The organism is Nocardioides sp. LS1 (assembly GCF_003865225.1).
Lineage (GTDB): Bacteria > Actinomycetota > Actinomycetes > Propionibacteriales > Nocardioidaceae > Nocardioides > Nocardioides ginsengisegetis.
On record NZ_BIFF01000002.1, the window covers coordinates 252,581 to 278,788 of the forward strand.

Here is a 26,208-nt window from a genome sequence, read left to right on the forward strand (position 1 = left end):
ACCGCGACCCTACCTACCGCTTCGAAGCCGACTTCTTCGCCACCGCCTTCTTCGCCACCGCCTTCTTGGCCGTCGTCTTCTTGGCCGTCGTCTTCTTGGCCGTCGTCTTCTTGGCGGCCGCGCGCTTGGCCGGGACGGGCTCGGTCTTCGCGCTCAGCATCCGGGCCGGCTGCTTGGCGTGCTTGCCGTCGAGCAGCGGCGCCAGGAACGTGCCGGTGTGGCTGGCCTCGACGGCCGCGACCGCCTCGGGCGTGCCCTCGGCGACGACCAGACCGCCGCGCGACCCACCCTCGGGACCCATGTCGACCAGCCAGTCGGCGGTCTTGATGACGTCGAGGTTGTGCTCGATCACCAGCACGGTGTTGCCGGCGTCGACCAGGCGGCCGAGCACCAGCAGCAGCTTGCGGATGTCCTCGAAGTGCAGGCCGGTCGTCGGCTCGTCCAGGACGTAGACGGTGCGGCCGGTGGAGCGCTTCTGCAGTTCCGAGGACAGCTTGACGCGCTGCGCCTCGCCGCCGGACAGCGTGGTGGCCGGCTGGCCCAGGCGGACGTAGCCCAGGCCGACCTCGCACAGCGTCTTCATGTGACGGGCGATCGCGGGGACCGCGGCGAAGAAGTCAGCAGCCTCCTCGATGGGCATGTCGAGGACCTCGGCGATCGTCTTGCCCTTGTAGTGCACCTCGAGCGTCTCGCGGTTGTAGCGCGCGCCGTGGCAGACCTCGCAGGGGACATAGACGTCCGGCAGGAAGTTCATCTCGATCTTGATCGTGCCGTCGCCGGCGCACGCCTCGCAGCGACCGCCCTTGACGTTGAAGGAGAACCGGCCCTGGAGGTAGCCGCGCATCTTGGCCTCGGGGGTCGAGGCGAAGAGCTTGCGGATGTGGTCGAAGACGCCGGTGTAGGTCGCGGGGTTGGACCGCGGGGTGCGGCCGATCGGCGACTGGTCGACGTGGATGACCTTGTCGACGTGCTCGAGGCCGGTGATCTTCTGGTGCCGGCCGGGGACCGCGCGGGCGTTGTAGATCTGCTTGGCCAGCGAGGTGTAGAGGATGTCGTTGACCAGGGTCGACTTGCCCGACCCGGAGACGCCCGTCACGGCGACGAAGAGGCCCAGCGGGAAGCTCACGTCGACGTTCTGGAGGTTGTGCTCGCGGGCGCCGTGGACGGTGAGCTCGCGGCCCTTGGTGCGCGGGCGGCGCACGGCGGGGACGGGGATCTCGCGCCGACCCGACAGGTATTGCCCGGTCATCGAGTCGGGGTGCTTGAGCAGGTCGGCGACGCTGCCGCTGTGGACGACCTGGCCACCGTGCTCGCCGGCACCGGGGCCGATGTCGACGATCCAGTCGGCGACCCGGATCGTGTCCTCGTCGTGCTCGACGACGATCAGGGTGTTGCCGAGGTCCTTGAGCCGGAGCAGCGTCTCGATCAGGCGGTGGTTGTCGCGCTGGTGCAGGCCGATCGAGGGCTCGTCGAGGACGTAGAGCACGCCGACGAGGCCGGCGCCGATCTGGGTCGCGAGCCGGATCCGCTGCGCCTCACCGCCGCTCAGCGAGCCCGAGGGCCGGTCGAGCGAGAGGTAGTCGAGGCCGACGTCGAGCAGGAAGTTGAGCCGCTCCTGGATCTCCTTGAGCACCCGCTCGCCGATCTGGCGCTCACGCGCGCTGAGGTCGAGGGTGCGCAGGAACTCGGCGGTCTCGTTGATCGGCAGGGCGCAGACCTCGGCGATGTTCTTGCCGCCGGACTCCCGGGCACCGAGCGTCACGGCCATCGAGACCGGCTTGAGGCGGCTGCCGTCGCACGCCGGGCACGGCACCTCGCGCATGAAGCCCTCGAACCGCTCGCGGCTCGTGTCGGACTCGGCCTCGCGGTGGCGACGCTCGATGTAGCTGCGGACGCCCTCGAACTCGGCGTAGTAGGCGCGCTCGCGGCCGTAACGGTTGCGGGTGACGACGTGGACCTTGGTGGCGTGGCCGTTGAGCAGCGACTTCTGGCCGAGCGGCGAGATGTCCTGCCAGGGCGTGTTGAGGTCGAAGCCGAGCTCGTCGCCCAGCGCCCCCATCAGCCGCAGGAAGTAGTCGGCGACGTGGGCCTGGCTCCACGGCTGGATGGCGCCCTCGCCGAGGGTCGCGGTGACGTCGGGGACGACCAGCTCGGGGTCGACCTCCATGCGGGTGCCGAGCCCGTGGCAGACCGGGCAGGCCCCGAACGGGGAGTTGAACGAGAACGAGCGGGGCTCGAGCTCGTCGGTGTCGATGGCGTGCTCGTTGGGGCAGGCCATCTTCTCGGAGAAGCGCAGCTCGCGGCCCGGGTCCTTGGGACCCAGGTCGACGAAGTCGAAGAGCACCAGGCCGCCGGCCAGGGTGAGCGCGGTCTCGACGGAGTCGGTCAGGCGTCGCTTGGAGGAGTCCTTGACCGCCAGCCGGTCGACCACGACCTCGATGGTGTGCTTCTTCTGCTTGTCGAGCTTGGGCGGGTCGTCGAGCGTGTGGGTCTCGCCGTTGACCCGCGCCCGGGAGAAGCCCTGCTGCTGGAGCTGGCGGAAGAGCTCGACGTACTCGCCCTTGCGGCCGCGGATGACCGGCGCCAGCACCTGGAAGCGGCGACCGTCCTCGAGGGAGAGGATCTTGTCGACGATCTGCTGGGGCGTCTGCCGCTCGATCGGCGAGCCGCACGTCGGGCAGTGCGGGCGGCCGGCGCGGGCGTAGAGCAGCCGGAGGTAGTCGTAGACCTCGGTGATCGTGCCGACGGTCGAGCGGGGGTTCTTGCTGGTGGACTTCTGGTCGATCGAGACCGCGGGCGAGAGGCCCTCGATGAAGTCGACGTCCGGCTTGTCCATCTGCCCCAGGAACTGGCGGGCGTACGCCGAGAGCGACTCGACGTAGCGGCGCTGGCCCTCGGCGAAGATCGTGTCGAACGCCAGCGAGGACTTGCCCGACCCGGAGAGGCCGGTGAAGACGATGAGCGAGTCGCGAGGGAGGTCGATCGAGACGTCCTTGAGGTTGTGCTCGCGCGCCCCACGGATGATCAGCTGATCCTGCACTGGCAATCCTCGAAGAGAGAAGTCTGTTCGAACAAGTGTTCGCTCATCCTACGGAGCGGGGCAAGCCGCCACGCGGGTGATGGGCGAAACGCGACCACGATCTCACGGCCCACCGACAGTCCACCCATCGCGCCGGACTGGTCGCCGTCGGACCGCTCGGGTAGGAATGTCGCATGCCCGATCTCACCCGCACCAGCGCCGCAGCCGACCTGCTCCAGGACGCGACCCAGCGCCTGGTGCGCTCCGTCGACGCCCTTCCCGACGAGGCCTGGACCGGGCCGAGCCTGCTGCCCGGCTGGACCCGTGCCCACGTCCTCGCCCACCTCACCCTGAACGCCGAGGGGCTGGCCGGCGCTCTCCGCGGCATCGTCGCCGGCGAGCCTGTGCCGATGTATGCCTCCCAGGAGGCCCGGGACGCCGACATCGACGAGCTCGCCGCCAGCGATCCCGAGACCCTGCGCACCCGGTTCCTCGCCTCCACCACCGACTTCGCCGACGCGGCCAGCTCGATCCCCGACGAGCGCTGGGACAGCACCGTCGAGCGGGTGCCGGGCGGCCGCTCGTTCCCGGCCACGGCCGTGCCCGGCATGCGCCTGGGCGAGGTCGAGATCCACCACGTCGACATGGCTGCCGGGCCGACGCAGGGGGACTGGACACCCGAGTTCGCGGCCATCGTGCTCGACAACGCGACCGCCCGCGGGCCCGGCTCCTTCCGCGCCCACGCCACCGACCTCGACCGCACCTGGGACTACGGCACGGGCGGCCCGACCGTCACCGGCCTGTCCCACGACCTGGCCTGGTGGCTCACGGGGCGTGGCCACGGCGAGGGCCTGACCAGCGACAGCGGCGACCTGCCGGAGGTGGCCTCGTGGTGACCTACACCGGCGACGTGACGCCCGGGGGCGCCCCCGACGTCCGAGACGCCGGCGGCCTGCGCATCACCAAGGTCGCCGTCGACGAGAAGATGTCCAACAACTGCTACCTCCTGCGGTGCCGGACGAGCGGGGCGCAGGTGCTGGTCGACGCCGCCGCCGAGCCCGACACCCTGCTCCCCCTCATCGGCGAGGCCGGCCTGACCACCGTCGTCACCACCCACCAGCACTGGGACCACCACCGCGCCCTGAAGGCCGTCGTCGACGCGACCGGCGCCGAGGTCGCGGCCGGGTTCCCCGACGCCGACGCCATCACCGAGCAGACCGGCGTCGAGGTCACCCGGCCGGTGCGCCAGGGCGACGTCGTCCGCGTCGGCGAGGTCTCCCTCGAGGTGATCACCATCGCCGGTCACACGCCGGGCTCGATCGCGCTCCTCTACGACGACCCCGAGGGCCACCCGCACCTGTTCACCGGGGACTCGCTGTTCCCCGGCGGCGTCGGCAACACGTTCGGCGACGAGGCGGCGTTCATCCAGCTGATCGACGAGGTGGAGACGAAGGTCTTCCAGCGGCTCCCCGACGAGACGTGGTTCTACCCCGGCCACGGTGGCGACTCGACGCTGGGCGCGGAGCGTCCGCACCTCGCGGAGTGGCGGGCCCGCGGCTGGTGAGGCCCGGGGTCCTCAGCCGTTGCGCCAGGCCCGCGTGAAGCCGTCGAGGTAGCCGCGGACCGTGTCCCTGTACGGCACTGCGAGGGTGATCCCGTCGCTCACCAGCGACTGGTCGGTCCACCCGGGACCGCCCGTCCAGGCGACGTGCCCGCCGGCGAGCTTGCCGTAGCGGCCGTCCACGACGAGGAGGTTCTGCCCCGTGGCGGCGTCCCGGGTCGGGATGCGTGCCCGGGCCAGCTGCCTGCGGATGCCGCCGAGGACCTTGGGCCCCAGGACGGCCGCCACGTCGCAGCCGCGGTCCTGGAGGGCGCCGAGGCGCTCGGCGATCAGCCGCCCGCGCTCCCCCGACCAGGCCTGTACGGCGATCCGCACGTTGGTCCGGCCGTCGTCGGTCCGGAGGCCGCGGGCGTTGCGGCACCCCACCGGCGCGAGTGCCTTCAGCACCGGGTCGTGCCGGCGCCCGGCCGGCGCCGGGTAGAGCTGGGCCTTGAAGGCGCCCCACGCGAGGACGCGTCGCGGTGACGTGTCGGTGCCATCGGCGGCGTACCGCGTGAAGAGCCGGCCGTAGCCGTCGTACACCGACGACGTCGAGACCCGGAACGCGTCGGTCCAGCGGCCTGCCTCGTTGCGCACGAGCGGGCCGGAGCCGACCAGGGTCAGGTCGGTGGTGCCGCCGGCGCGGCTGACGAGCACCACGTTGGTCTGCTGCTTGCCGGCGCCGCCCAGGCAGGTGCCCGAGCAGCGGTGGAACCACGAGTCCGCCTTCCGGTCCGTGCCGAGAGCCGCCTCGAGGCGCTTCTCGGCGCCGGTCGCCGTGCCGCCGCCGAGCACGACCCGCACGTCGACGCCCTCGGCCGCCGCGCGGACCAGGGCGGTGGTGACGGCGTCGTCGTCGATCCGGGAGCTGATCACGCGGACCAGTCCGCCCGCCTCCGCGTCGTCGATCGCGCGCGCGACCCGGTCGAGGACCCGGTGTCGGTCGGCGATCGAGGAGACCGGCCGGTTGAAGAGCGGTCCCGTCCGGAACAGGTCGACCGGACGGTAGGTCAGCTGGACGGCGTCGTGGTCGGAGTTCCAGCCGTGCACGATCCGCGAGTGCGCCAGCTCCAGGCCGCTGCCGTCCTTGACGGTCATGCCGTAGTCCAGCAGCGACGTCGGCCCGCGCGAGCCCTGCAGCGGCATGTCGAAGGAGACCAGGTCGCCGAGCTCGTCGGTCGGCAGCCCCTTGACCCGGCGCTTGCGGTCGGCGAGGTAGTTGACGTTGAGGTCGCCGCTGACGAAGACGTGCTCGGTGGTCGCGAAGAGCGCGAGGATCTCGCGCCGCAGCATCCGGAAATGCTTGCGCAGGCGGGGGATGCGGTGCATGTCGGTGGCCTGCGCGTCGTACGACGCCTGCGCGATCGTGTGGGTGTTGATGAAGCCGAACACCTTGCCGGTCGCCTGCTCCCGCAGCCGCACCACGTTGATGTAGCGGCTGGGCGTGACCCCCTCCTCGGGGCCGTGCACCTTGACGGTGTGACCGTCGATGATCCGGAAGCGCGACCGGTCCCAGACGATCGGGATCTCCTGGCCCTGGTCCTGGGGCATGTACCAGCCCCAGTCGAGGTCCTTGCAGAGACGCATCAGCGTCTGCCGGTCGACGAGGTCGGACATCTCCTGGAAGCCGCCGGCGTCGCCGAGCGTGGTCAGCGCCTTGCGCATGTCCTGGCGGGCCTTGCGCTTGCCGAGGTCGTGCCGGATGTTCAGCGTGAAGGTCGTGTAGGTCGGCGAGGCCGGCGCCGCCGCGGCGAGCCGCAGGTCCCTCCCGGTCGGCGGTGCGGACGGGACTTCCGCGGGGGCGACGAGGACGCCGACGGCCAGCCCGGCCGCCAGCACGCTCCCCATGAGACGCATCAGCACCCAAGAATCACACCAGTCACATGCGTCCCAGACAACCCGAGGGCGACAACTACAGCACTGTAGTTCTCAAGCGCCCCGCCCGACGCCGGCTGATGGGGCCTAGTGATAGGTGACCTTGACGGTGTCGGTGACAGGCACCGACTGGCACCCGAGCCGGATCCCCTCGGCCAGGTCTTCCTCGTCGAGGACGTCGTTGTGCAGCATCCGCACCTCGCCCTCGAGCAGCCGGACGGCACAGGCGCTGCACTCCCCCTCGCGGCACGAGTAGGGCGCCTTCACGCCCTTGGCCTCGAGGTGCTCGAGCAGCTTGGTGCCGGGCTGCCAGTCGTCGAAGACGTGCTCCTCGCCGTCGAGCTCCACCTCGAGCTTGACCGGCCCCTGGGGGCCGGACACCTCGGGCTCGTCGTCCTCGTAGACCTCGACGTCGTCGAGCGCGTGCAGGTCGCCGAACGGGTTGCCCCCGAGCGAGACGAACTTCTCCTGGTGCCGCCGCTCGCGCGGGAACTCCAGCTCGCGCAACGCCGCCACGGTCAGCTTCATGAAGGGCGCCGGCCCGCAGACGAAGGCGTTCCACGAGGTGTACGGCGCGATGAACGCCCGCAGCTGCTCCTGGCTCGGCAGCCCCTGCACCGACTCCAGCCAGTGCACGACGACGAGCCGGTCCGGGTGGTCGGCGGAGAGCTGCTGGAGGTCCTCGGCAAAGATGACGGACCGCTCGTCGCGGTTGGCGTAGAACAGCACGATCCGGCCCGTCCCGCGCGCGAGCGCCGTACGCGTGATCGAGATGACCGGGGTGATGCCGGAGCCGCCGGCGAAGAGCAGCAGGTCGTCGTCCAGCGAGGCCGGGGTGAAGATCCCGCTCGGCGCCAGCACCCGGAGCGTGCTGCCCTCGCGGACGTTGTCGCAGATCCAGTTGGACGCGTAGCCGTCACGGGTGCGCTTCACGGTGATCGTCACCGTCGCCTCAGCCCTGTCGGCGCGCGGACTGCTGGACAGCGAGTAGCAGCGCGCGGCGACGCCGGTCAGGTCGCTGGGCACGGCCACGGTGAGGAACTGCCCCGGCTTGTAGGCGAAGTGCGCCGCGAGGTCCTCGGGCACCTCGAGGGTGATCGAGTGGGCGTCGTCGGTCTCCTCGACGACGTCGACCACCTTCAGCTCGAACGACTCGGTGTCCATGCCGACCTCAGTACCCGTCCTCGGCCCCGATGGGGACGGCCCCGTCGCGCACGGCGGCCTCGATGCTCGCGGCCAGCCGTGGGCAGGCGGCGTACACCGGGCGCCCGCCGGGCTCGGCGGACATCCTTGCGAACTCCTGGCAGTCCCCCAGCGCCCGGTCCGTCCACTGGATGGAGGTGTGGTGCTCGGAGTTCTTCTTGACGCCGACGCGGGCGAGGCAGTCCAGGCAGGCGACCTCGACCAGCCGGGCCCGCGTGTAGAGCCGCTGGTCCTCCAGCGTCTCCTCGCTGGTCGGGACGAAGGAGGCCATCAGGCCGGGGTCTCGGCGGCCCGCTGGGCGAGGTTCTCGGCGACCTCGGCCTGCCAGTACTCGTTGGCGCGGGTCGTGTCGACCTCGAACTCGAAGCGCTCGGTCATCTCGGGCACGACGTCGGCGCGGTCGACGTAGAACTGCTCGTACCACCGGCGCAGCTGGTAGACGGGGCCGTCCTCCTCGCAGAGGAGCGGGTTCTGGACCGGGACCTTGTTCTTCCAGATCGCCACGTCCTGGAGGAAGCCGCCGCCGAACATCTCGGCGTACTTCCGGGAGATGTACTGCGCCGTGTCGTCGTCGATCCCCTCGGGCTTCTTGACGGTGATGCCGTACTGCAGGGTGAAGGAGTCGGGCCCGGTCGGGATGTGGCAGTTGATGAGGATGACCTCGGTCTGGAATCCCTTGTAGTCGACGTCGAGCCAGTTGATCATGTACGCCGGGCCGTAGTAGGTCGCCTCCGACTTGAGGAAGAGGTCGGCGTCGCCGTACCCGCCGCTGACGTCGGGACGTCCCTTGGACTCCATGTACTGCGTCGCCTGGGTCCCCTCGAAGACGTTGCGGAAGCTCGTCGGGAACGAGAAGTGCACGTAGTAGAAGTGCGCCATGTCGACGACGTTGTCGATGAGCTCGCGGCAGTGGGAGTCGGTGATCGGGACGACCTCCCAGGTCCAGTCGGTGTAGGTCGACGTGCCGACCCCAGGCAGCTCCGGCGGCAGGATGTCGAGGTCCGGCTCGGAGCCCTCCGCGTCGTGCCAGATCAGCACCTGGCCGTTGCGGATCGCGACGGGGTACTTCTGGGTGCGGGCCCGGAGGGGGACGCGCTTGGCGTAGGGGATCTTCTTGCAGCGGCCGTCGCCACCCCAGCGCCAGTCGTGGAAGGGGCAGGCGACCTCGTCGCCCTTCACCGAGCCCTGGGTGAGGTCGCCACCCATGTGCCGGCAGTAGCCGTCGAGCACGTTGATCCCGCCCGCGCTGTCCTGCCAGACGACGACCTTGCCGCCGAAGGCGTCGATGCCGTGCGGCGTGCCGTCGCGGAAGGTCTCGGCAAGCCCCAGGCAGTGCCAGCCCCGGGCGAAGCGCTCCGGGGGCGTGCCGTGGTCGAGCTGTCGGGTTTCGCTCATGCGGCCATTATGGACCAGAACGAGAACACGTTCTAGTCTGGCGGACATGCACATCGCCCTCTCCCCCGAACACGTGCGACTCCGCGAGGAGCTGCGGGAGTACTTCGCCGCGCTCGTCACGCCCGAACGACGGGCGGGCCTGGCCTCGGCGACGGGCGAGTTCGGGGAGGCCGGGGTCTACAAGGAGGTCATCCGCCAGCTCGGCACCGACGGATGGCTCGGCATCGGCTGGCCGGAGGAGTACGGCGGGCAGGCCCGCTCGATGGTGGAGCAGCTGATCTTCACCGACGCGGCCGCGGTCGCGGGCGTGCCGATCCCCTACCTGACGCTCAACACCGTCGGGCCGACGATCATGCGCTACGGCACCGACGCCCAGAAGGAGTACTTCCTCCCCCGGATCCTCGCCGGAGACCTGCACTTCTCGATCGGCTACTCCGAGCCGGGCTCCGGCACCGACCTCGCCTCCCTGCGGACGCGGGCGAGCCGGGAGGGAGACGAGTGGGTGATCAACGGCCAGAAGATGTGGACATCGCTCATCCAGTACGCCGACTGGATCTGGCTGGCCTGCCGGACCGACCCCGACCTGCCGCGGCACAAGGGGCTGTCGATGATCCTGGTCCCGGCGGACTCCCCCGGCGTCTCCTACACGCCGGTCCACACGGTGGCCGGGGTCGGCACGAGTGCGACGTACTACGAGGACGTGCGCGTGCCGGCCGACAACCTCGTCGGTGAGCTCAACGGCGGCTGGTCGCTGATGACCAACCAGCTCAACCACGAGCGGGTGGCGCTCACGTCGTCCGCGCCGCTCGCGCACTCGATCGACCTGGTCCGGCGCTGGGCGCAGGAGACCAAGGGCCCGACCGGCGAGCGGGTGATCGACGCCGAGTGGGTGCAGATCGCGCTCGGCCGCGCGCACGCCCGCACCGAGGCCCTCTCGCTCATCAACTGGAAGCTCGCGGCCGACGCCGACGCGCAGGTGCCGCTCTCCCCCGCCGAGGCCTCCGCGACCAAGATCTACGGGTCCGAGCTGGCGACCGAGGTCTACCGCTCGCTGATGGAGGTCGTCGGACCCAACGCCGGCATCACCGGTGACTCGGAGGGCGCCGTCCTGGCCGGGCGGCTGGAGCGCTACCACCGCTCCGCGCTCGTGATGACCTTCGGCGGCGGCACCAACGAGATCCAGCGGGACATCATCGGCTACGTCGGGCTCGGGCTGCCCGCAGCGAAGAGGTAGGTCATGGACTTCACGTTCACCCCCGAGCAGGACGAGGCGGCGGCGTTGGCCGCCCGCATCCTGACCGACCGCGCGACCAACGCGCGGATGAAGGCGGTCGAGCAGGCGGGCGACCGCTTCGACCGCGAGCTGTGGGCCGAGCTGGGCAACGCCGGGCTGCTGTCGCTCGCGCTCCCGGAGGAGTACGACGGCTCCGGCCTCGGGCTGGTCGCGCTGTGCCGCGTGCTGGTCGAGGTCGGACGTCGCGTCGCGCCGGTGCCGCTGGCCGCGCACGGACCCGCGTCCCTGCTCGTCGCGGAGTGCGGCTCGCCGGCGCAGCAGGCAGCCTGGCTGCCGGGCGCTGCGACGGGAGCCACGGTGCTCACGGCGGCCGTGGCCGAGGAGCGGGCCTTCGCGCCCGAGCGGCCGTCGACGGTCGGTTCGCACGACGGTGAGGGCTGGCTGCTGACCGGCAGCAAGGCGATCGTCCCGGCCGGGACGTCGGCGGACCTGTTCCTGGTGCCGGCCGACACCGGCGACGGGGTCGAGGTGTTCCTGGTGACACCCCGAGACCCCGGTGTGACCGTCGTGCCGCAGCGCACCTCCGACGGCGACAGCGTGGCGCGGCTCGACCTCTCCGGCGTGGCGCTGGACGAGGGCCGGCGGCTGCCCGGTGACGGCGCCGCCCACCGGCTCCGCCAGCTGCTGCTCGTGGCCGCGAGCGCGGAGCAGCTCGGCATCACCGAGGGGGCGTTGCAGCTCACCGCGGCGTACGCGAAGACGCGCGAGCAGTTCGGCCGGCCCATCGGCACCTTCCAGGCCGTGTCCCAGCGGCTCGCCGACGGCTACATCGATGTGCTCGCGCAGCGGCTCACCCTCTGGCAGGCCGCGTGGCGGCTCGAGGAGGGTCTGCCCGCCGACTCCGAGGTGGCGATCGCGAAGCTGTGGGCGGCCGACGCCGGCCACCGCCTCGCGCACACCACCGTCCACGTCCACGGCGGCGTCGGCATCGACCTGGACGGCGAGGCGCACCGCTACTTCACGAGCGCCAAGCGCTTCGAGTTCCTGCACGGCGGCAGCACCGAGCAGGCGCTCACCGTCGGTCGGGCGCTGGCCGCCGAGCCTGCCTGAGCCGGGTCAACCCAGGGACTCGCGCGCAAGCCGGTCGAGCACCTCCGCCAACTCCGCGGGCCGGGCGAGGAACGGCGAGTGGTCACCCGGGATCTCGATGGGATCGACGCCCAGCCGGTCCCGCGTCACCGCCCGGCTGAACTCGAGGGTGACCGCGGCGTCGTCGACGCCGACGACGGCTGCACGTCGTACGTCGGGGAGCACAGCGACGGGATAGGCGCGGTCCCACAGGCTCGAGGAGTTCTGCGGACGCAGCCGGGCGAACGCCCAGGCGGCGTCGTCGCCGGTGCAGTCGGCGTAGAACGAGGCGACCGCACTCTCCAGCGTGGGGAACACCGCGGCCCCGTCGGGGCGCTGTTCCGTGGCGAAGGCGCCCTCACGGGCCATCGGCGGCGCGTCGTCCCACGGTGCCGCGCCGAGATTCGGGATCACCCCGCACAGGGACACCGACAGGGCGGGCGGACGCGCGGCCTCGACGAGCGGCAGCACCATCGCCCCCAGCGAGTGCCCCACCAGGACGACGTCGGCCAGGTCCGCGGGGTAGGCGTCCAGCACGGCGGCCGCGTAGTCCTCGAACGTCGCGCTCCCGTCGTCGACCGGGAGGTCCATGGCGACGGTCGCGTGCCCGCGGCGTTGCAGCTCCGGCACCAGCCGGTCCCAGCACCACGCGCCGTGCCAGGCGCCGTGGACGAGGACGAACGTGGCGCTCATCGAGCCACCACCGTGGCGTCGAGGTGCACGACCTCGGTGCCCCGCTGGAACAGGCGGCTCGCCCCGGTGGCGTAGGTGAGCCGGACGCCGACCAGGCGCGCCACGCCTGCCGCAGTGGGCGTGATGGTCGCGACCACGTACTCCTGACGCGGATCGATCCTGGTCCCCTCGACCGCCGGACGGAGCGGATCGCAGACGATCTCGGCATCCCCCGCGGGCGCGCCTATCGCCAGCCGGTGGCTGTCCCCTCGGCACACCGAGAATGCCACGGTCGCGCGCGCCGTGTTGTCCGCCCAGACCGGCTCCACCCCCTCGAGGGTCACCGGTTGCTCGTCAGCGCTGAACGTGACCTGCAGGTCCCTCGCGGAGTGCGCCACCGGCTGCGGCAGGGCGCGGAAGTCGAATCCCCCGTCCCCGAACACCGACGGGTGGGTCCACCACCGCACCCCGAAGCCGAGGGCGACGATCACCGCGACGAGCACCAGACCGACGACGACCTGCCGCTGCAACGTGCCAGGCGCCGCCGACTCGAGAGTTGGCATGGCGGAAACCTAGCGCCTGGGCGGACACTGGGGCACCAGCCACTCGTGCAGCCCGAGGCGCCATGCAGCCAGTCGTCGTCTTCTTCTCGGTCGCAGGTCTGCTCCCCCTGACCGCATGCGTGGGCGACGGCGGGGCGGAGCCCGACCCGACGACCTCCGGTCAGCCGGCTGGGCAGACCCTGGTGATGCGGACGAGCATCGACATCGCTCCCACCGCGGGCGCTGAACCCATCGCGACGGGCGACGTGCTCGACGGCTCCACCCTCGGCAGCTCGCCCTTCTGTACCGGCGGCACCATCCGCGACTCCCACGCCAGCCGCCATGCCGATGTGAAGGACCTCGGCCTCGTGGAGCGGACCATCACCTGCGCGGACGGCACGGTGCGGATGGTGTTCACTCCCCAGCCACCCCACGGTGGCGACTGGACCATCGTGAGCGGCACCGGCGCGTACGCGGGCCGGCACGGCACGGGGACGTTCGACATCACGTACGACGCCGATCCCGACGCGCCGGCGCACGAGATCTACACCGGGTCGGTCACGCCGTGAGTCCTGAGTGAGCTGGGCGTCGGCCTATGTCCGCCGGGTGAAGGCGACCTTCCCGCCGGCCTGCTTGGTCATCGTGAACTTCGGGTCATGGGCCCGGGCGTGATGGTGCGGGCACAGGAGCATCCCGTCTTTGTTGGTCTCCCCGTCCTGGCTCCAGGGGATCGGGTGGTGTCCGTGACACAGGCCCGGTGGCCAGTCACAGCCCTGGGCGTTGCAGCCGCCCTGCTCGATGGCCATCGCGATCCGCTGGGACTCGCTGTGGAACCGGCGCTTGCGGCCCAGGTCGAGGACCTGGGACTTCCCACCCAGGACCGCGGGGATGATCCCCGCCTCACAGGCGAGCCTCCGTGCTTGGCCGGCGGTGATCCGCTCACCCGTGTCCAACGACGCCGCCCTCAGGCCACCCATCAACGTCGAGATGTCCATCGTGACCACGACGGTCGCGGAGACGCCGCCGGCCTTAGGGAGCTTCTTCGTCGGGTAGCGCTCGATCAGCTCGACGAACGCCTGCCCCATCCGCTCCGCCGACGGACGCCGCTCACCCAGCCCACCGTCGACCGCAGCGCGGTGCTTCGGGGCGGCGAACGCGAGCAGCGCCTTCTTCAACATCGCCGCCTGCGCCGAGGGCAACGTGAAGCGTCCGTGCACCTTGCCGTGCCCGTCGTCGGTCATGGTCAGCTTGGTCGACCGGGCGGCGTCGCGCTCCTCGTCCTCGAGCTGCTTGGCCTCGTGCGCCTCGGCGGCCTCGGGGTCCAGGAACTCCAGGATCCGCCGGCCCAGCCTCTTCAACGCCTTCGCGTCGTGCTCCGCGGCGAACTTGATCAGCATCGCTTCGGCCTCGTCGCGGTGCTCGGCCGGGAGGACCTCGACCGCATCGACGATCACCCTCGCCTGGTCGACGAGCACGTCCCCGGCGGCCACCGCCGTACGCAATGCCGGACGCGCCGCGAGCGCGACCGCGAGGCGCATCTTCCCGTGGGCGGCGGTCCGGGTCTGGTGGGTGGCGTGCGCCCAGAAGTTCGTCGTCGAGGTCGCCCCCACAGACTCACCGACCCCGACGGTCTTGGCGTGCTCGGCGACCCGCATCTCCAGCTCGGCAAGTTGAGCGGACAGCCGCGTCACCGCCGTGAGGGTCGCCGCGGACTCGTCCGCATCCATCGACCAGAGCGACACATCCGAGAGCTCAGAAAGCTGCGACTGCATGGCACTAACAGCGCGCGACACCTGGTGTCGAGGCGGCTGGGTGACCATCGCTGTCATGGATCAATTCCAGCAGGGACCACCGACAAAACCGCAGGCCAGAGCCCCTATCTCGACCCGAGAAAGGTAAAGAATCGAAAGAATTTTGAAACCTCGATCGAGCGGTCGAGCCAGGCGACCGAAAGCCGGGAATCAGGGCCCGGAGGCACCTCGTGCGAACCCTGCGTCGACCACGGAAATCAAAGTAATACGCGCCGAAGGCGCGAAATCCCGCAGCGAAGCGTCGGCGCGCAAGCCAGCATCCCAGGCCGGGCGGCCCTTCAGCCGACTCCGATCACCACGGCCTCGCCGCCGTCCCACCGTGCACTGACGGTGGCAGCACCCTCGACCGGATCGCCGACCACCCTCGCCACGGAGACCGACAGGTCATCAAGGGTCGGAACAGGCGCGTCGGAGGATCCGCTCCCCTGCACCCGCACGGTCGGGTCGCGGCGCTCCAGCCCCTTGCCGAGGTCGATGAGGAGCTCCGCCTCGTGCCCACCGGTGAGTGCGGCCGTGGCGGCCGCCCGCAGCCAGACCGGGTCGGCGGTGCCGTCGTACACCCACCGCTGGCCCAGCGTCGAGTGGTCGGTGGTGCCGACCAGGGCGCTGTCGGCTCCGTCGAGCGGTGCGCCGCGGTAGGTGACCGGCACGTGCAGGAGACGGCCGTCACCGGTCCTGAGCAGGAAGGCCTCGAGGCCCACCTCGCCCTGGGGATCGTCGAAGCGGTAGGCGCCGACCTGCTCGAGCGCCGAGACATCGCCCGCCCACGGCTGGGTCGGGAGCCACGCGGAGAGCAGCTCGAGCTTGGACGGGTTCAGTGTCGCCGCGTGGAGGAGGGCCATGCCGTCATCCTCGCAAACGGCAGTTGCGCCGACGACCTAGTCCAGGAGCTTGCCGACGCCGTTGGTGAGCCGCACGACGTAGAAGCCGGAGTTGCCGTCGGTGTACCAGACGGAACGACGCGCGACGTCCCACGCCGGCTGCGACATGGCGAAGGCCCCGGAGGCGGTGGGGTTCTCGGGGCGGTTCGAGGGAAGCACCTTGTTGTAGTAGCCGGCCTCGACGGGGTTGCGGAGGTCGCTGATGTCGAAGATCCGCAGGCCCGACAGGATCATCGAGCAGGCGACGACCTGCGGGTTGTCGCGCGTGGGGACCGAGCAGTAGTGGCCGGCGTACCCCTGGACGGGGATGTTGGCGCCGGGGTCGTTCTTCTCCGGACCCTTCCGCGCGGCGGGTTGGTGCACCTGGAGGCGCAGGTCGGAGACGACGTGGGCCTTCGTCGGGTCGGTGACGTCGATGATCCTGGCGGCACCGACCGGCGCCGAGGTCTGGTCGGCCGAGGTGAAGCTGTAGTTGGCGTACTCGTCGACCTCGAGGAGGTACTGGCGGCCGTTGCGGGTGAACGGCTCGGGCACCTGCGGGATCGACACCTCGGGCCAGGAGAGGTCCTTGATGATCCGGACCTGCGGGTTGGCGACCCGGTCCTGGATCTCGCTGACGTCGAGGATGCGCAGGCCGCCGTTGGCGAAGCGGGCGCCGGTGCTGTCGTTGCCGATGTTCGCGACGTAGAGCGTCCTGCCGTCCGCGGAGACCCGCATGCCGTGGTAGTTCACGCCGAACTGCTGGAAGACCTGCTGCGGAGCGGTCGGGTCGGTGATGTCGATGGCGACGAGGGTCTGACCACCGGTCGAGGACGCGTAGAACGTCTTGCCGTCGGGCGCGAAGCCGCTCTCGTGGCCGAGGATCGCGCTCGGCGTCGAGGAGAGCAGGGCGGGGTGCTGGCAGTCGGTCTTGACGTCGTAGAGGTCGAGCTCGCCGGGTGCGGTGGCCGGGTTGCCCGAGACCGCACCGAGGATGCCGCGCTTCTTGTTGAGCAGCACCGACTCGTGCGGGGTGTCCATGGCCGGGGTCTCGAGCGTGGTCGTCCGGCGGGGATGCGTCGGGTCGTCCATGTCCAGGACGACGACGCCGAGGCCCGTGCCGGCGTTGAAGAGGGCGTCCTTGGGGAAGAGCAGCGTGGAGTCGTAGAACGCGCACACGTGCCCCTGGGCATCGCGATACCGGATCACCTTGAAGCCGCCGGTCGTCCCCTCGTGGGCGACCTTCTCGGTGTTGCAGCGGTAGTCCTGCTTGATCCGGCCACTGTCGTAGTCGGCCTGGGGCACCCGTCCCTGGATGTCGGTCTCGGGGTGTGCGCCGGGACCGCACACGGCCTGCGGCGTCGGGGCCGGGAGCGACTGTCCGGTCGCCGACATCACCCCCGACAGCGTCAGGCCGAGGATCCCGGCGACGAGGGCGGTGAGCACGACGCCGAGGCGCCGGAGCGAGGAAGCACGACGAGACCTGCGGATGACCATGGTGACTCCAACGACGCGCGGGCAGGGAGGTTAGCCGTTGACCTTGTTGAGGTGGGCGACCGCCTCCTCGAACTCCGCGACCAGCGAGGCCATCACGTCGGCGACGGGCCGCACCTCGTTCATGCGGCCGACGATCTGGCCGACCGGCATCGAGATCACGTCGGGGTCGCCGGAGGCGTTGATCCGGTTGTGCGCGTCGGCGACGAGGAGGTTCTGCAGCGGCATCGGCAGCGGCGTCGGTGCGCCCTCCTCCGCCCAGGCCTCGGTCCACTTCGTCTTCAGCAGGCGAGCGGGCTTGCCGGTGTAGATCCGCGTGCGGACGGTGTCGGACGACGTGGCACGCAGGAAGGCCGTCTCCCAGCCCTTGTTGGAGGCGAGGTTGCGGTACTCCTCCGTGCCGAGCCAGATCGACCCCGTCCAGACGCCCTGCGCGCCGAGCGCGAGCGACGCGGCGACCTGCCGGCCCGACCCGATGCCGCCGGCGCCGAGCACGGGGACGTCCGGCCCGACCGCGTCCACGACGTCGGGGGTCAGCACCATGCTGGCGATCTCGCCCGTGTGCCCGCCGGCCTCGTAGCCCTGGGCGACGATGATGTCGACGCCGTTGGCGACGTGGGACAGCGCGTGCTTGGCGGCGCCGGCCAGGGCAGCCACCTTCACGCCGTGCGCGTGGGCCTTCTCGATCACGTCGACCGGCGGCGAGCCGAGTGCGTTGGCGATCAGGACCGGACGGTGGGCAAGCGCGATGTCCACGTGCGAGCGCGCCACGGAGTGCAGCCAGCCCAGCACGCCCTCGCGGCCCTCGCCCTCCGGGAGCGGCGGGACGCCGAGCTTGAGCAGGGTCTCGTCGACGAACTTCCGGTGCTCCTCGGGGATGTACGACGCGAGGTCGGTCGACGTGCCCTCGGTGGGGATCTTCATCGGCATCACGACGTCGACGCCGTAGGGCTTGCCGTCGGTGTTGTCGTCGAGCCAGGTCAGCGTCTTCTCGAGCTCGTCGGGGTCGTTGAACCGGACGCAGCCGAGCACGCCGAGGCCGCCGGCGCGGGAGACCGCCGCGGCCACGTGCTCGGACGGGGTGAAGGCGAAGATGGGGTAGTCGATCCCGAACTCGTCGCACAGCGGCGTACGCATCAGGCGGTCACCTCGCTCGGGGTCAGTGCGGCGAGCGCCATCTCCTTGGCGGCGGGGTACTGCGCCTTCCCGGTCGCGTTCCGCGGCACCCGGTCCACGAGGGTGAGCGCGCGGGGCAGCTTGTAGCCGGAGAGGTGCTGGCGCAGGTAGTCGCGCAGCTCGGCCAGCTCGAGGGTGGCGCCCTCGCGCAGCTCGACCACGGCGGCGACGGCCTGACCGTACTTCTCGTCGGGCACTCCCACGACGAGCACGTCGTAGACGGCCGGATGACCCTTGATCGCCATCTCTACCTCCTCCGGATAGACCTTCTCGCCGCCGGTGTTGACGCAGTTGGACCCGCGCCCCAGGAGCGTGACGCGGCCGTCGGGCTCGATCCGGGCGTAGTCGCCCGGGACGGAGTAGCGCTGCCCGTCGATCTCGAGGAACGTCGCCGCCGACTTCACGGGGTCCTTGTAGTAGCCGACCGGGACGTGCCCGCCGCGCCCCAGCCGGCCGACCTGCCCGACGTCGGTCGCGGTGTCGAGCACCCGGCCGTCCTCGCCGATGACGACGCTGGCCGGACCGAGCGCGACCACCGGACCGTCGCTGCTGATCTTGTCCTTCTCCTGCATCCCCATGCCCTGGAACCCGGTCTCGGACGCGCCGATCGAGTCGGTGAAGATGCTGTGGGGGAAGGCGGCCATCCACCGCTCCTTCACCGCACGGCTGAAGATCGCCGCGCTGCTTGAGATGGCGAAGAGGCTCGAGCAGTCGTACGTCGTGCCGGTGCGGGCCAGGCGTTCGTCGTACGCCTCGATCAGCGGCCGGGCCATCGCGTCGCCGGTCATGAAGATCAGCTGGACCTTCTCGCGCTCGATGATCTCCCAGGTGCGGACCGGGTCGAACTTCGGCTCGAGCACGGTGAGGTGGCCGGCGAAGAGGTGCATCAGCAGGCCGGCCTGGGCACCGCCGTGCATGAGCGGGCTCAGCGGGAAGGTCACCATCCGCGGGTCGCTGGCCTGCTTGCTCTGGTCGTACTCCTCCAGCGGCGTGCCGCTGTAGAAGTCGATGCCACCGCCCAGCACGCGCCAGAAGTCCTCGTGCCGCCACATGACACCTTTGGGGAAGCCGGTGGTGCCGCCGGTGTAGATGATGTGCAGGTCGTCGGGGCTGCGCTCGCCGAAGCCGCGGTCCGGGCTCTGCCGGGCGAGCGCGTCCTCCCACAGCACGCCGCCGTACGCCGTCACGTCGGACGTGTCCTGCGGCTCGAGCGCGTCGGGGATCACCACCGCCACGCGCAGCCGGTCGTGCCGGGGGAAGGTGGCCGCGACCAGCGGCGCGTAGGTGCGCTCGTGGACGAGGGCGACGACGTCGGCGTTGTCGAAGAGGTAGTCGAGCTCGCCCTCGACGTAGCGGTAGTTCACGTTGATGGCGACCGCGCGGATCTTGACCACGGCGAGGAGCGCGACGACGTGCTCGATGGAGTTCTTCGCGTAGATGCCGACGTGGTCGCCGACCCCGATCCCGCGACCGCTCAGGTAGTGGGCCAGCCGGTTGGCGTCGGCCTCCAGCTCGGCGAAGGTGACGACCCGCTCACCCACCTTCAGGGCGGGGTTGTCCGGGACTGCGTCGACCGCGTGCTCGAAGAGGTCAGCAATGTTCAGGGCCACTCCGCGAGACTAGAACACGTTCTTGTTTCTGGCTAGCATGACGCCCATGACGACTGGCCCGAGCGCGCCCGAGACGACCGCCCCGCACTGCCTCGTGGAGCAGGTCGGCCACACCCTGGTGGTCACGATGAACCGCCCCGAGGCACGCAACGCGCTGTCCGGCGAGATGCTCGCGATCATGGCCGACGCGTGGGACCGCGTGAACGAGGACGACTCGATCCGGGTCTGCATCCTCACCGGCGCCGGCGGCTACTTCTGCGCGGGCGCGGACCTCAAGGCCATGTCGGCCTCGTCCCCCTCCGACAGCTTCGAGTCCGGTGCCTTCGACCCGAGCCGGATCAAGTCGCTGCTCAAGGGCTTCCGGCTCACCAAGCCGCTCATCGCCGCGGTCGAGGGACCGGCGATCGCGGGTGGCACCGAGATCCTCCAGGCCACCGACATCCGGGTGGCCGGCGAGTCGGCCCGCTTCGGGGTGTCCGAGCCCAAGTGGGGGCTCTACCCGCTGGGCGGCAGCGCCGTACGCCTCGTGCGCCAGCTCCCCTACACCGTCGCGGCCGACCTGCTGCTGACCGGACGCCACATCAAGGCGCCGGAGGCGAAGGAGATCGGACTGATCGGGCACGTCGTCCCGGACGGCACGGCGCTGGCGAAGGCACACGAGATCGCCGACCAGATCGCGGCCAACGGTCCGCTCGCCGTGCAGGCCGTCCTGAGGACCATCCGCGACTCCGAGGGCAAGCACGAGGACGACTGCTGGGCCGACGACGCACGGGTCGGCGCCGCAGTCTTCGCGTCGGACGACGCCAAGGAGGGACCGCGCGCCTTCGCCGAGAAGCGCACCCCGAACTTCACCGGGAAGTAGGCGCCCACCACCTACACTCCACGCCATGGACTCGGGCTTCGTCTTCCTCGTCTTCGGCGGGTTCCTCGCCTTCATGGTCCTGGTCGCCGTCCTCGGCTACCGGGCGGCGAAGAAGCGGCGCGAGGGCTTCGCGGCCCTCGCCGCGGCGCGCGGCTGGAGCTACACCGAGCGTGACGACCGCTGGTGCGACACCTTCCAGGGCTCGCCCTTCGGCAACGGCCACAACCGGCAGGCCGCCAACATCCTCACCGGCCAGTACGACGGCCGCTCCTTCGTGGCGTTCGACTACGTCTACTACACGACCGAGACGAGCACCGACTCCCAGGGACACAGCCACACCCACGAGGAGAGCCACCGCTACGGCGTGGTCGCGCTCGACGTCGGGGCGACCGTGCCGCCGCTCCAGGTCACGCCGGAGGGGATGTTCAGCCGGATGGTCGGCCGGCTCACCAACCGCGACATCGAGCTGGAGTCCGAGGACTTCAACCGCGCGTTCACCGTCACCTGCCCCGACCGGAAGTTCGCCTCCGACGTCCTGCACCCGCGGATGATGGAGTACCTCCTCCAGCACCGTGACTCCGACTTCCGCTTCGACCGGACCTGGCTGCTCTCCGTCGACAACGGCCAGTCCCCCATCGAGCTGGTCGAGCCGCGGCTCAAGGTCATCGACGGCGTGCTCGACAACGTGCCGGAGTTCGTCTGGCGCGAGGTCAGGGGCGGGTAGGTTCCTCCCTCGTGATGCCTCTCCTGCTGGCCGCCGCGGCCCTCGTCGTCCTGGTCCTCGTCAGCGTGCTGGTGATGTACAACCGCTTCGTGCGCCAGCGGGTGCTGGTCGACGAGTCGTGGGGCCAGACCGACGTGGAGCTCACCCGCCGCCACGAGCTGATCCCCAACCTGGTCGCGACCGTGCAGGGGTACGCCGCCCACGAGCGCACCGTCCTGGAGACGCTGACCGCCGCCCGCGAGGCGGCCCGGGCCCACCAGGGCGAGGACCCCAAGTCGCGGCAGGGCTACGAGGACGCGCTCGGCGGGGCCGTCGCCGACGTACTCGTCCGGGCCGAGGCCTACCCCGACCTCAAGGCCAGCCAGAACTTCCTCCAGCTCCAGGACGAGCTGACCAACACCGAGGACCGGATCGCCGCCGCGCGCCGCTTCTACAACGGCAACGTGCGCGCCTACAACACCCGCGTCCAGACCTTCCCGAGCAACGTCATCGCCGGGATGTTCCACTTCGAGGCGCGGGAGTTCTTCGAGCTGCGCGACCAGGCGGCGCGCACCGCGCCCTCTGTCGACCTCTAGGGCACGCGCTCGCTGAAGACCACGACGTTGCCCTGCCAGCCGCCGAGGTCGGCGTCGTACCAACCGCCGCAGGTCACGAGGTTCAACTGGCGCCGGCGCGCGTCGCCGGCGTAGACCAACCGCGCCGGGAAGTCGTCGTTCGCGTAGGTGACCACCCGCCGCACCGCGAAGCGCACCGTGGACTCGTCGGACAGGCGCACGGTGATCCGCTCCCCCGGACGCAGCTGCGCGAGGCGGGAGAAGACCGCGGGCCCCTCGACGGAGTCGACGTGTCCGAGCACGACGGACGCGCCGAGGCCCCCGGGCGGGGGCCCCTCCTCGAACCATCCGGCACGCGCCGGGTCGCGCGGCACCTCGACCGTGTGGTCCGGCTGCAGGCCGAGCCGTTCGACGTCGGTGGACACCGCGATGGACGGGATGGACAGGTGCACGGGCAGCGCCGCGGGTCGCGCCGGGCGTTCGGGTGCGGTCGATCCCCGCATCCGCGGGGTGGCGGACACCGGGTCGTGGGTCCGGACGGTGTCGTGACCGAGCGGTGCCGTCCGGAGCGCCAGCACCGCGAGAACCACCGCGGTGCCGGCCAGCAGGAGACCGAGTGCCTTGCCCATCCCGCCGTCAGTGCTGGCGCGGAGTGCGCCGGCCGTGGGCGAACGCGAGCGCAGCAGCACCGGCGGCGACGAGGGCCCCCAGGCCGAGGAGCAGCCAGGGACCGTCCCCTCCGGAGCCGGCCGTCATCCCGGTGTGCGGGTGGCCGCTCGGGATGACGGCGACCTGGGTCGGGATCCCGGCGGAGCTGTCACCGCCACTCGGCGTGGCGGTCGCTGTCGAGCTCGTCGGCGTGGCCGTCGAGGTCGACGCGGATGTCGAGGTCGTCGAGGTCGTCGGCGCGCCTCCGCAGGCGGGCACGGTGATGTCATTCGTGTCGAGCGTGACCGCGCCGTTGCGGGCCAGGATCCGGCCCTGCACGGTGGCTCCGGTCTGGAGCGTGGCCGACGTGAGCGCCATGACGGTCCCGACGAGCTGGGTCCCGGTGCCGAGCGTGGCGGAGCTGCCGACCTGCCAGAAGACGCGGCACGGCGAGGCGCCGTTGATCAGCTGGACGCCGGCTCCCGACGCCGTCACGAGCGTGGATCCCGCCTTGAGGACGAACACGGCGTCGGGGTCGCCCTGCGCGTCGAGGGTCAGGGTGCCGGTCAGCTGCATGTCCGACGTGTCCTCGTAGACACCCGGGGCCAGCGTCTGGCCGCCGAGGTCGGTGCCGGTGAGGTCGGTGGTCGTGGACCGGCCCGCAGCGTCGTCGTAGGCCGTGGTCAGGTCGTCCTTCGCCTGGAGCGCCACCGCGTCCGCGGCATGGGTGGCCCCGTTGGTGACGATGCCGGGCGGGAACCCCGTGACCGCCGTGCCGGGGCTGACGCCCAGGTCGCCCGAGATGGTGGTGGCGCCGGTGTTGGTGACGTCGCTGCCCGCGAGGACGGCGTACGACGAGGCCGTGCCGAGCCCGACCGTCGCGTCGGCGGCGTGGGCCGGCGGGTTCCCGCCCCAGGCCACTGCGACCACCAGGAGCACCGCGGCCGAGACCCCCAGCGACGCGGTGACCGCATGTCGCCACGGGGCCGGGCGGTTCGCGGGGGTAGAGGTGGACGTGAACGATCCCGAGCGCGTCATGCGGGGTCCCAGCTTTCAGAGCTCCGCATCCGGCGCCGGCAGGGCGTCATGAGGGGACGTACATGCGCGAGTCCCGTCACTGTAGCCCCGGACCGCCGAGAAACCGCTCATGGCGTCAGCCGACGTTGCGCGCCCCCACCCAGTACTGCGCGCGCAGCGCCTTCTTGTCGGGCTTGCCGAGACCGGTCAGCGGCAGTGCGTCCGCGGCGATCACCTGCTTGGGGGCCTGCACCGACCCCTTGCGGTCGCGCACCATCTGCTGGATCTCGGCGACCACGTCGTCGGTGAGCTCGCACCCCTCGCGCAGCACGACGATCGCCGTGACGGCCTCGCCCCACTTCTCGTCGGGGGTGCCGATGACGCCGACCTGGGCGACGCTCGGGTGCTCGGCGACGACGTCCTCGACCTCGCGGGGGAAGACGTTGAAGCCGCCGGTCACGATCATGTCCTTGGTCCGGTCGACGATGAACCAGAAGCCGTCCTCGTCCTCGCGCGCCACGTCGCCGGTGTGCATCCAGCCGTCGCGGAACGTCGCCGCGGTCTCGTCCGGCAGGTTCCAGTAGCCGGCGGCCAGCAGCGGCCCCGCCACGCAGATCTCCCCCGGCTCCCCGACGGGCACCGGCTCGCCGTCCTCGCCCAGCAGCGCCGTGCGCAGGAAGGCGGAGGGGCGCCCGCAGGACGCAAGGCGGGCCTTGTCGTGGTCGCCCTTGGCCAGGTAGGAGATCACCATCGGCGCCTCGGACTGGCCGTAGTACTGCGCGAAGATCGGGCCGAACCGCTCGATCGCCTCCTGCAGGCGCACCGGGTTGATCGCCGAGGCGCCGTAGTAGACGGTCTCCAGCGAGGACAGGTCCCGGGTCCGGGAGTCGGGGTGGTCCATCAGGGCGTAGAGCATCGACGGCACCAGCATCGTGGCAGTGATCCGCTGCTCCTCGATGGTGCGCAGCACCTCGGCCGGGTCGAACTTCGACAGCACGTAGAGGCAGCCGCCCTTGAGCACCGTGGGCACGAAGAAGGCGGCGCCGGCGTGCGACAGCGGCGTGCACATCAGGAACTTCGGGGCCTCCGGCCACTCCCACTCCGACATCTGCACCTGGGTCATCGTGTTCATCGCCCGGGCCGTGCCGACGACGCCCTTGGGCTTGCCGGTGGTGCCGCCGGTGTAGGTGATCGAGACGATGTGGTCGGGGTCGAGGGTCCGAGCCACGAGCGGCACCGGGGTGTACGACGCCGCCTCGGCGACCAGGTCCCGGCAGGCTCGACCACCGGAGGCCGACGCCAGCGACTCCGGGACCGGCCCGATGGTCAGGACCCGCGTGAGGCCGGGGCACTTCTCGAGCAGGGCCACGGCCCGCTCGGCGAAGACCGGGTCGACGATCAGCGAGGTGATGCCGGCGTCGTTGATGACGTAGGCGTGGTCGTCGGCCGAGCCGAGCGGGTGCAACGACGTACGCCGGAAGCCCTGTGTCTGCCCGGCGCCGAGGATGAAGAGCACCTCGGGCCGGTTCAGCGCCAGCAGTGCCGCGTGCGTGCCAGTGCCCGAGCCGAGCGCCTCGAACGCCTGGACGTACTGGCTGATCCGCTCGGCGGTCTCGCCACCTGTCAGCGTGGTGTCGCCGAGGAACATCACCGGCTTGTCGCGGTGCCGCTTGAGCGCGGCGACCATCAGGTGGCCGTTGTGCGTGCCGGCGTGGAGGTCGTTCATGCCAGCACCTCCGCGATCCGGCGGATCTCGTCGGCCGAGTGCGAGCTGAGCAGAAGCGTCGTCACGCCGGTCTCCTCCCAGGCGGCGACCCGCTCCCGCACCTCTCCCTCGGTGCCGATGATGTGCATGTCGTCGACGAGCTCGTCGGGGATGAGGGCGGCCGCGCGCTCCTTCTCACCGGACAGGTAGAGCTTCTGCACCTCGTCGGCGAGGTCGGCGTGGCCCATCCGCTCGAAGACCTGCTTGTGGAAGTTCTGGTCCTTGGCGCCCATGCCGCCCATGTAGAGCGCGATCACCGGCTTCATGAAGTCGACGACCCCCTGCTTCTCCGCTGCGTCCTTCACGATCTGGAGGTGGCAGGTCGCGGCGATCTCGAAGTCCGCCCTCGTACGACGGGCACCGGGTCGCGCGAAGCCCTCGTCGAGCCACGGCTGGTACATCGCCGCCGACTTCGGCGTGTAGAAGATCGGGATCCAGCCGTCGGCGATCTCGGCGGTCTGGGCGACGTTCTTCGGCCCCTCGGCGCCGAGCCAGATCGGGATGTCGGCGCGGAGCGGGTGCACGATCGACTTGAGCGGCTTGCCGAGGCCGGTCGCACCCTCGCCGGTGTAGGGCAGCGGGTGGTGGGGCCCGTCGTTGGTGACCTTGTCCTCGCGGGCCAGCACCTGGCGGATGATGTCGACGACCTCGCGGGTGCGGGCGAGCGGCTTGGCGAACGGCTGGCCGTACCACCCCTCGACGACCTGGGGACCGCTCACGCCCATCCCGAGCACGACCCGGCCGCCGCTGAGGTGGTCCAGCGTCAGCGCGTGCATCGCGATCGAGGTCGGAGTGCGCCCGGACATCTGCACGATCGAGGTGCCGAGCCGCACGCGTGAGGTCTCGCGGCCCCACCACGCCAGCGGCGTGAACGCGTCGGAGCCCCACGCCTCGGCGGTGAAGATCGCGTCGAAGCCCGACTCCTCCGCGGCCCTCACCAGCTCGCCGACACCCGCCGGCGGTTGCGCACCCCAGTAGCCCAGCTGCAGTCCCAATTTCATGTTTCACACCTTCTCACC

Annotated in this window: 24 protein-coding genes; 8 read left to right on the top strand and 16 right to left on the bottom strand. The window is 71.0% G+C overall.

All coding sequences use genetic code 11. The features are described from left to right. Positions 1 to 13: 13 nt before the first annotated feature. Positions 14 to 3,040 carry an excinuclease ABC subunit UvrA gene (uvrA, locus tag EJF31_RS05965; protein WP_125036203.1) on the bottom strand — a complete coding sequence of 1,009 codons (3,027 nt, stop codon included), beginning with the start codon at positions 3,038 to 3,040 and terminating at the stop codon, positions 14 to 16. Between the two features lie 173 nt (positions 3,041 to 3,213). Here uvrA and EJF31_RS05970 point away from each other — a divergent pair, with 173 nt between their 5' ends. Further along, the gene (locus tag EJF31_RS05970; RefSeq protein WP_125036204.1) at positions 3,214 to 3,915 is read left to right on the top strand and encodes a maleylpyruvate isomerase family mycothiol-dependent enzyme; all 702 of its coding nucleotides are present in this window, start codon (positions 3,214 to 3,216) and stop codon (positions 3,913 to 3,915) included. Further along, the gene (locus tag EJF31_RS05975; RefSeq protein ID WP_373994691.1) at positions 3,909 to 4,583 is read left to right on the top strand and encodes an MBL fold metallo-hydrolase; all 675 of its coding nucleotides are present in this window, start codon (positions 3,909 to 3,911) and stop codon (positions 4,581 to 4,583) included. Before EJF31_RS05970 ends, EJF31_RS05975 begins: the two co-directional genes overlap by 7 nt. 12 nt (positions 4,584 to 4,595) lie before the next feature. Here the strand turns inward: EJF31_RS05975 and EJF31_RS05980 are convergent, their stop codons facing one another. From EJF31_RS05980 to EJF31_RS05995, 4 genes are all read right to left on the bottom strand, one after another. Beyond that, positions 4,596 to 6,482, bottom strand: a complete 1,887-nt coding sequence (locus EJF31_RS05980; protein WP_125036205.1) for a hypothetical protein — start codon at positions 6,480 to 6,482, stop codon at positions 4,596 to 4,598. 99 nt (positions 6,483 to 6,581) lie between these two features. Next, positions 6,582 to 7,658 carry a ferredoxin--NADP reductase gene (locus EJF31_RS05985; RefSeq protein ID WP_125036206.1) on the bottom strand — a complete coding sequence of 359 codons (1,077 nt, stop codon included), beginning with the start codon at positions 7,656 to 7,658 and terminating at the stop codon, positions 6,582 to 6,584. Positions 7,659 to 7,665: 7 nt separating this feature from the next. Beyond that, complete coding sequence (locus EJF31_RS05990) at positions 7,666 to 7,968, bottom strand: hypothetical protein (RefSeq protein WP_125036207.1); 303 nt, start codon at positions 7,966 to 7,968, stop codon at positions 7,666 to 7,668. Further along, positions 7,968 to 9,092, bottom strand: a complete 1,125-nt coding sequence (locus EJF31_RS05995; protein ID WP_125036208.1) for a Rieske 2Fe-2S domain-containing protein — start codon at positions 9,090 to 9,092, stop codon at positions 7,968 to 7,970. The genes EJF31_RS05990 and EJF31_RS05995 overlap by 1 nt, the downstream gene beginning before the upstream one ends. 46 nt (positions 9,093 to 9,138) lie before the next feature. Between EJF31_RS05995 and EJF31_RS06000 the strand changes: the two genes are divergently transcribed. Further along, entirely contained in the window at positions 9,139 to 10,326 is a 1,188-nt protein-coding gene (locus EJF31_RS06000; protein ID WP_125036209.1) for an acyl-CoA dehydrogenase family protein, read from the top strand. A gap of 3 nt (positions 10,327 to 10,329) precedes the next feature. Next, positions 10,330 to 11,436, top strand: coding sequence for an acyl-CoA dehydrogenase family protein (locus tag EJF31_RS06005; protein ID WP_125036210.1), 1,107 nt, complete (start codon positions 10,330 to 10,332; stop codon positions 11,434 to 11,436). 6 nt (positions 11,437 to 11,442) lie between these two features. Here the strand turns inward: EJF31_RS06005 and EJF31_RS06010 are convergent, their stop codons facing one another. Both EJF31_RS06010 and EJF31_RS06015 read right to left on the bottom strand, forming a co-directional pair. Continuing rightward, the gene (locus EJF31_RS06010) at positions 11,443 to 12,147 is read right to left on the bottom strand and encodes an alpha/beta fold hydrolase (RefSeq protein WP_125036211.1); all 705 of its coding nucleotides are present in this window, start codon (positions 12,145 to 12,147) and stop codon (positions 11,443 to 11,445) included. Continuing rightward, a complete protein-coding gene (locus tag EJF31_RS06015; protein WP_125036212.1) occupies positions 12,144 to 12,689 on the bottom strand; it encodes a hypothetical protein in 546 nt (181 codons plus the stop codon). Before EJF31_RS06015 ends, EJF31_RS06010 begins: the two co-directional genes overlap by 4 nt. Positions 12,690 to 12,751: 62 nt before the next feature. Between EJF31_RS06015 and EJF31_RS06020 the strand changes: the two genes are divergently transcribed. Continuing rightward, positions 12,752 to 13,237, top strand: coding sequence for a hypothetical protein (locus EJF31_RS06020; RefSeq protein ID WP_125036213.1), 486 nt, complete (start codon positions 12,752 to 12,754; stop codon positions 13,235 to 13,237). Positions 13,238 to 13,261: 24 nt separating this feature from the next. Here EJF31_RS06020 and EJF31_RS06025 read toward each other — a convergent pair whose 3' ends face one another. From EJF31_RS06025 to EJF31_RS06045, 5 genes are all read right to left on the bottom strand, one after another. Further along, a complete protein-coding gene (locus tag EJF31_RS06025; protein ID WP_260430658.1) occupies positions 13,262 to 14,359 on the bottom strand; it encodes an HNH endonuclease signature motif containing protein in 1,098 nt (365 codons plus the stop codon). A gap of 398 nt (positions 14,360 to 14,757) precedes the next feature. Then, the gene (locus EJF31_RS06030) at positions 14,758 to 15,321 is read right to left on the bottom strand and encodes a hypothetical protein (RefSeq protein WP_125036215.1); all 564 of its coding nucleotides are present in this window, start codon (positions 15,319 to 15,321) and stop codon (positions 14,758 to 14,760) included. Between the two features lie 36 nt (positions 15,322 to 15,357). After that, positions 15,358 to 16,836, bottom strand: coding sequence for an LVIVD repeat-containing protein (locus tag EJF31_RS06035; protein ID WP_125036216.1), 1,479 nt, complete (start codon positions 16,834 to 16,836; stop codon positions 15,358 to 15,360). A gap of 30 nt (positions 16,837 to 16,866) precedes the next feature. Then, complete coding sequence (locus EJF31_RS06040) at positions 16,867 to 17,970, bottom strand: nitronate monooxygenase family protein (protein ID WP_125036217.1); 1,104 nt, start codon at positions 17,968 to 17,970, stop codon at positions 16,867 to 16,869. Then, a complete protein-coding gene (locus EJF31_RS06045; RefSeq protein ID WP_125036218.1) occupies positions 17,970 to 19,619 on the bottom strand; it encodes an acyl-CoA synthetase in 1,650 nt (549 codons plus the stop codon). The genes EJF31_RS06040 and EJF31_RS06045 overlap by 1 nt, the downstream gene beginning before the upstream one ends. 46 nt (positions 19,620 to 19,665) lie before the next feature. On the opposite strand from EJF31_RS06045, the gene EJF31_RS06050 reads away from it, so the two are divergent. From EJF31_RS06050 to EJF31_RS06060, 3 genes are read left to right on the top strand one after another with little or no spacing between them, the layout of a single operon-like run. Further along, complete coding sequence (locus tag EJF31_RS06050; RefSeq protein ID WP_185736155.1) at positions 19,666 to 20,481, top strand: crotonase/enoyl-CoA hydratase family protein; 816 nt, start codon at positions 19,666 to 19,668, stop codon at positions 20,479 to 20,481. 25 nt (positions 20,482 to 20,506) lie between these two features. Next, positions 20,507 to 21,205: a DUF3137 domain-containing protein gene (locus tag EJF31_RS06055; RefSeq protein WP_125036220.1), complete on the top strand. Its 699-nt coding sequence runs from the start codon at positions 20,507 to 20,509 to the stop codon at positions 21,203 to 21,205. Between the two features lie 14 nt (positions 21,206 to 21,219). Then, a complete protein-coding gene (locus tag EJF31_RS06060) occupies positions 21,220 to 21,780 on the top strand; it encodes a LemA family protein (RefSeq protein ID WP_125036221.1) in 561 nt (186 codons plus the stop codon). On the opposite strand, the gene EJF31_RS06065 is transcribed toward EJF31_RS06060, so the two are convergent. From EJF31_RS06065 to EJF31_RS06080, 4 genes are all read right to left on the bottom strand, one after another. Then, positions 21,777 to 22,388, bottom strand: coding sequence for a sortase domain-bontaining protein (locus EJF31_RS06065; protein ID WP_125036222.1), 612 nt, complete (start codon positions 22,386 to 22,388; stop codon positions 21,777 to 21,779). The two genes, EJF31_RS06060 and EJF31_RS06065, sit on opposite strands and share 4 nt — an antisense overlap. A 7-nt stretch (positions 22,389 to 22,395) precedes the next feature. Beyond that, positions 22,396 to 23,445 (bottom strand): ice-binding family protein, encoded by a 1,050-nt coding sequence (locus EJF31_RS06070; RefSeq protein ID WP_125036223.1) that lies wholly within the window; start codon positions 23,443 to 23,445, stop codon positions 22,396 to 22,398. A gap of 115 nt (positions 23,446 to 23,560) precedes the next feature. Further along, positions 23,561 to 25,150: a fatty-acid--CoA ligase FadD8 gene (fadD8, locus tag EJF31_RS06075; RefSeq protein WP_125036224.1), complete on the bottom strand. Its 1,590-nt coding sequence runs from the start codon at positions 25,148 to 25,150 to the stop codon at positions 23,561 to 23,563. Beyond that, positions 25,147 to 26,190 (bottom strand): LLM class F420-dependent oxidoreductase, encoded by a 1,044-nt coding sequence (locus tag EJF31_RS06080; protein ID WP_125036225.1) that lies wholly within the window; start codon positions 26,188 to 26,190, stop codon positions 25,147 to 25,149. Before EJF31_RS06080 ends, fadD8 begins: the two co-directional genes overlap by 4 nt. Between the last annotated feature and the right edge of the window lie 18 nt (positions 26,191 to 26,208).

Excerpts from the sequence above, each read along its gene's own strand:
- EJF31_RS06040 (WP_125036217.1), bottom strand. The coding sequence starts at position 17,970 with ATGCGTACGCCGCTGTGCGACGAGTTCGGGATCGACTACCCCATCTTC.
- EJF31_RS06070 (WP_125036223.1), bottom strand. The coding sequence starts at position 23,445 with ATGACGCGCTCGGGATCGTTCACGTCCACCTCTACCCCCGCGAACCGC.
- EJF31_RS06035 (WP_125036216.1), bottom strand. The coding sequence starts at position 16,836 with ATGGTCATCCGCAGGTCTCGTCGTGCTTCCTCGCTCCGGCGCCTCGGC.
- fadD8 (WP_125036224.1), bottom strand. The coding sequence starts at position 25,150 with ATGAACGACCTCCACGCCGGCACGCACAACGGCCACCTGATGGTCGCC.
- EJF31_RS06015 (WP_125036212.1), bottom strand. The coding sequence starts at position 12,689 with ATGCCAACTCTCGAGTCGGCGGCGCCTGGCACGTTGCAGCGGCAGGTC.
- EJF31_RS06030 (WP_125036215.1), bottom strand. The coding sequence starts at position 15,321 with ATGGCCCTCCTCCACGCGGCGACACTGAACCCGTCCAAGCTCGAGCTG.
- EJF31_RS06080 (WP_125036225.1), bottom strand. The coding sequence starts at position 26,190 with ATGAAATTGGGACTGCAGCTGGGCTACTGGGGTGCGCAACCGCCGGCG.
- EJF31_RS05990 (WP_125036207.1), bottom strand. The coding sequence starts at position 7,968 with ATGGCCTCCTTCGTCCCGACCAGCGAGGAGACGCTGGAGGACCAGCGG.
- EJF31_RS05995 (WP_125036208.1), bottom strand. The coding sequence starts at position 9,092 with ATGAGCGAAACCCGACAGCTCGACCACGGCACGCCCCCGGAGCGCTTC.
- EJF31_RS05970 (WP_125036204.1), top strand. The coding sequence starts at position 3,214 with ATGCCCGATCTCACCCGCACCAGCGCCGCAGCCGACCTGCTCCAGGAC.
- EJF31_RS06020 (WP_125036213.1), top strand. The coding sequence starts at position 12,752 with ATGCAGCCAGTCGTCGTCTTCTTCTCGGTCGCAGGTCTGCTCCCCCTG.
- EJF31_RS06060 (WP_125036221.1), top strand. The coding sequence starts at position 21,220 with ATGCCTCTCCTGCTGGCCGCCGCGGCCCTCGTCGTCCTGGTCCTCGTC.
- EJF31_RS06010 (WP_125036211.1), bottom strand. The coding sequence starts at position 12,147 with ATGAGCGCCACGTTCGTCCTCGTCCACGGCGCCTGGCACGGCGCGTGG.
- EJF31_RS06000 (WP_125036209.1), top strand. The coding sequence starts at position 9,139 with ATGCACATCGCCCTCTCCCCCGAACACGTGCGACTCCGCGAGGAGCTG.
- EJF31_RS05985 (WP_125036206.1), bottom strand. The coding sequence starts at position 7,658 with ATGGACACCGAGTCGTTCGAGCTGAAGGTGGTCGACGTCGTCGAGGAG.
- EJF31_RS06055 (WP_125036220.1), top strand. The coding sequence starts at position 20,507 with ATGGACTCGGGCTTCGTCTTCCTCGTCTTCGGCGGGTTCCTCGCCTTC.
- EJF31_RS06005 (WP_125036210.1), top strand. The coding sequence starts at position 10,330 with ATGGACTTCACGTTCACCCCCGAGCAGGACGAGGCGGCGGCGTTGGCC.
- EJF31_RS06050 (WP_185736155.1), top strand. The coding sequence starts at position 19,666 with ATGACGACTGGCCCGAGCGCGCCCGAGACGACCGCCCCGCACTGCCTC.
- EJF31_RS06065 (WP_125036222.1), bottom strand. The coding sequence starts at position 22,388 with ATGGGCAAGGCACTCGGTCTCCTGCTGGCCGGCACCGCGGTGGTTCTC.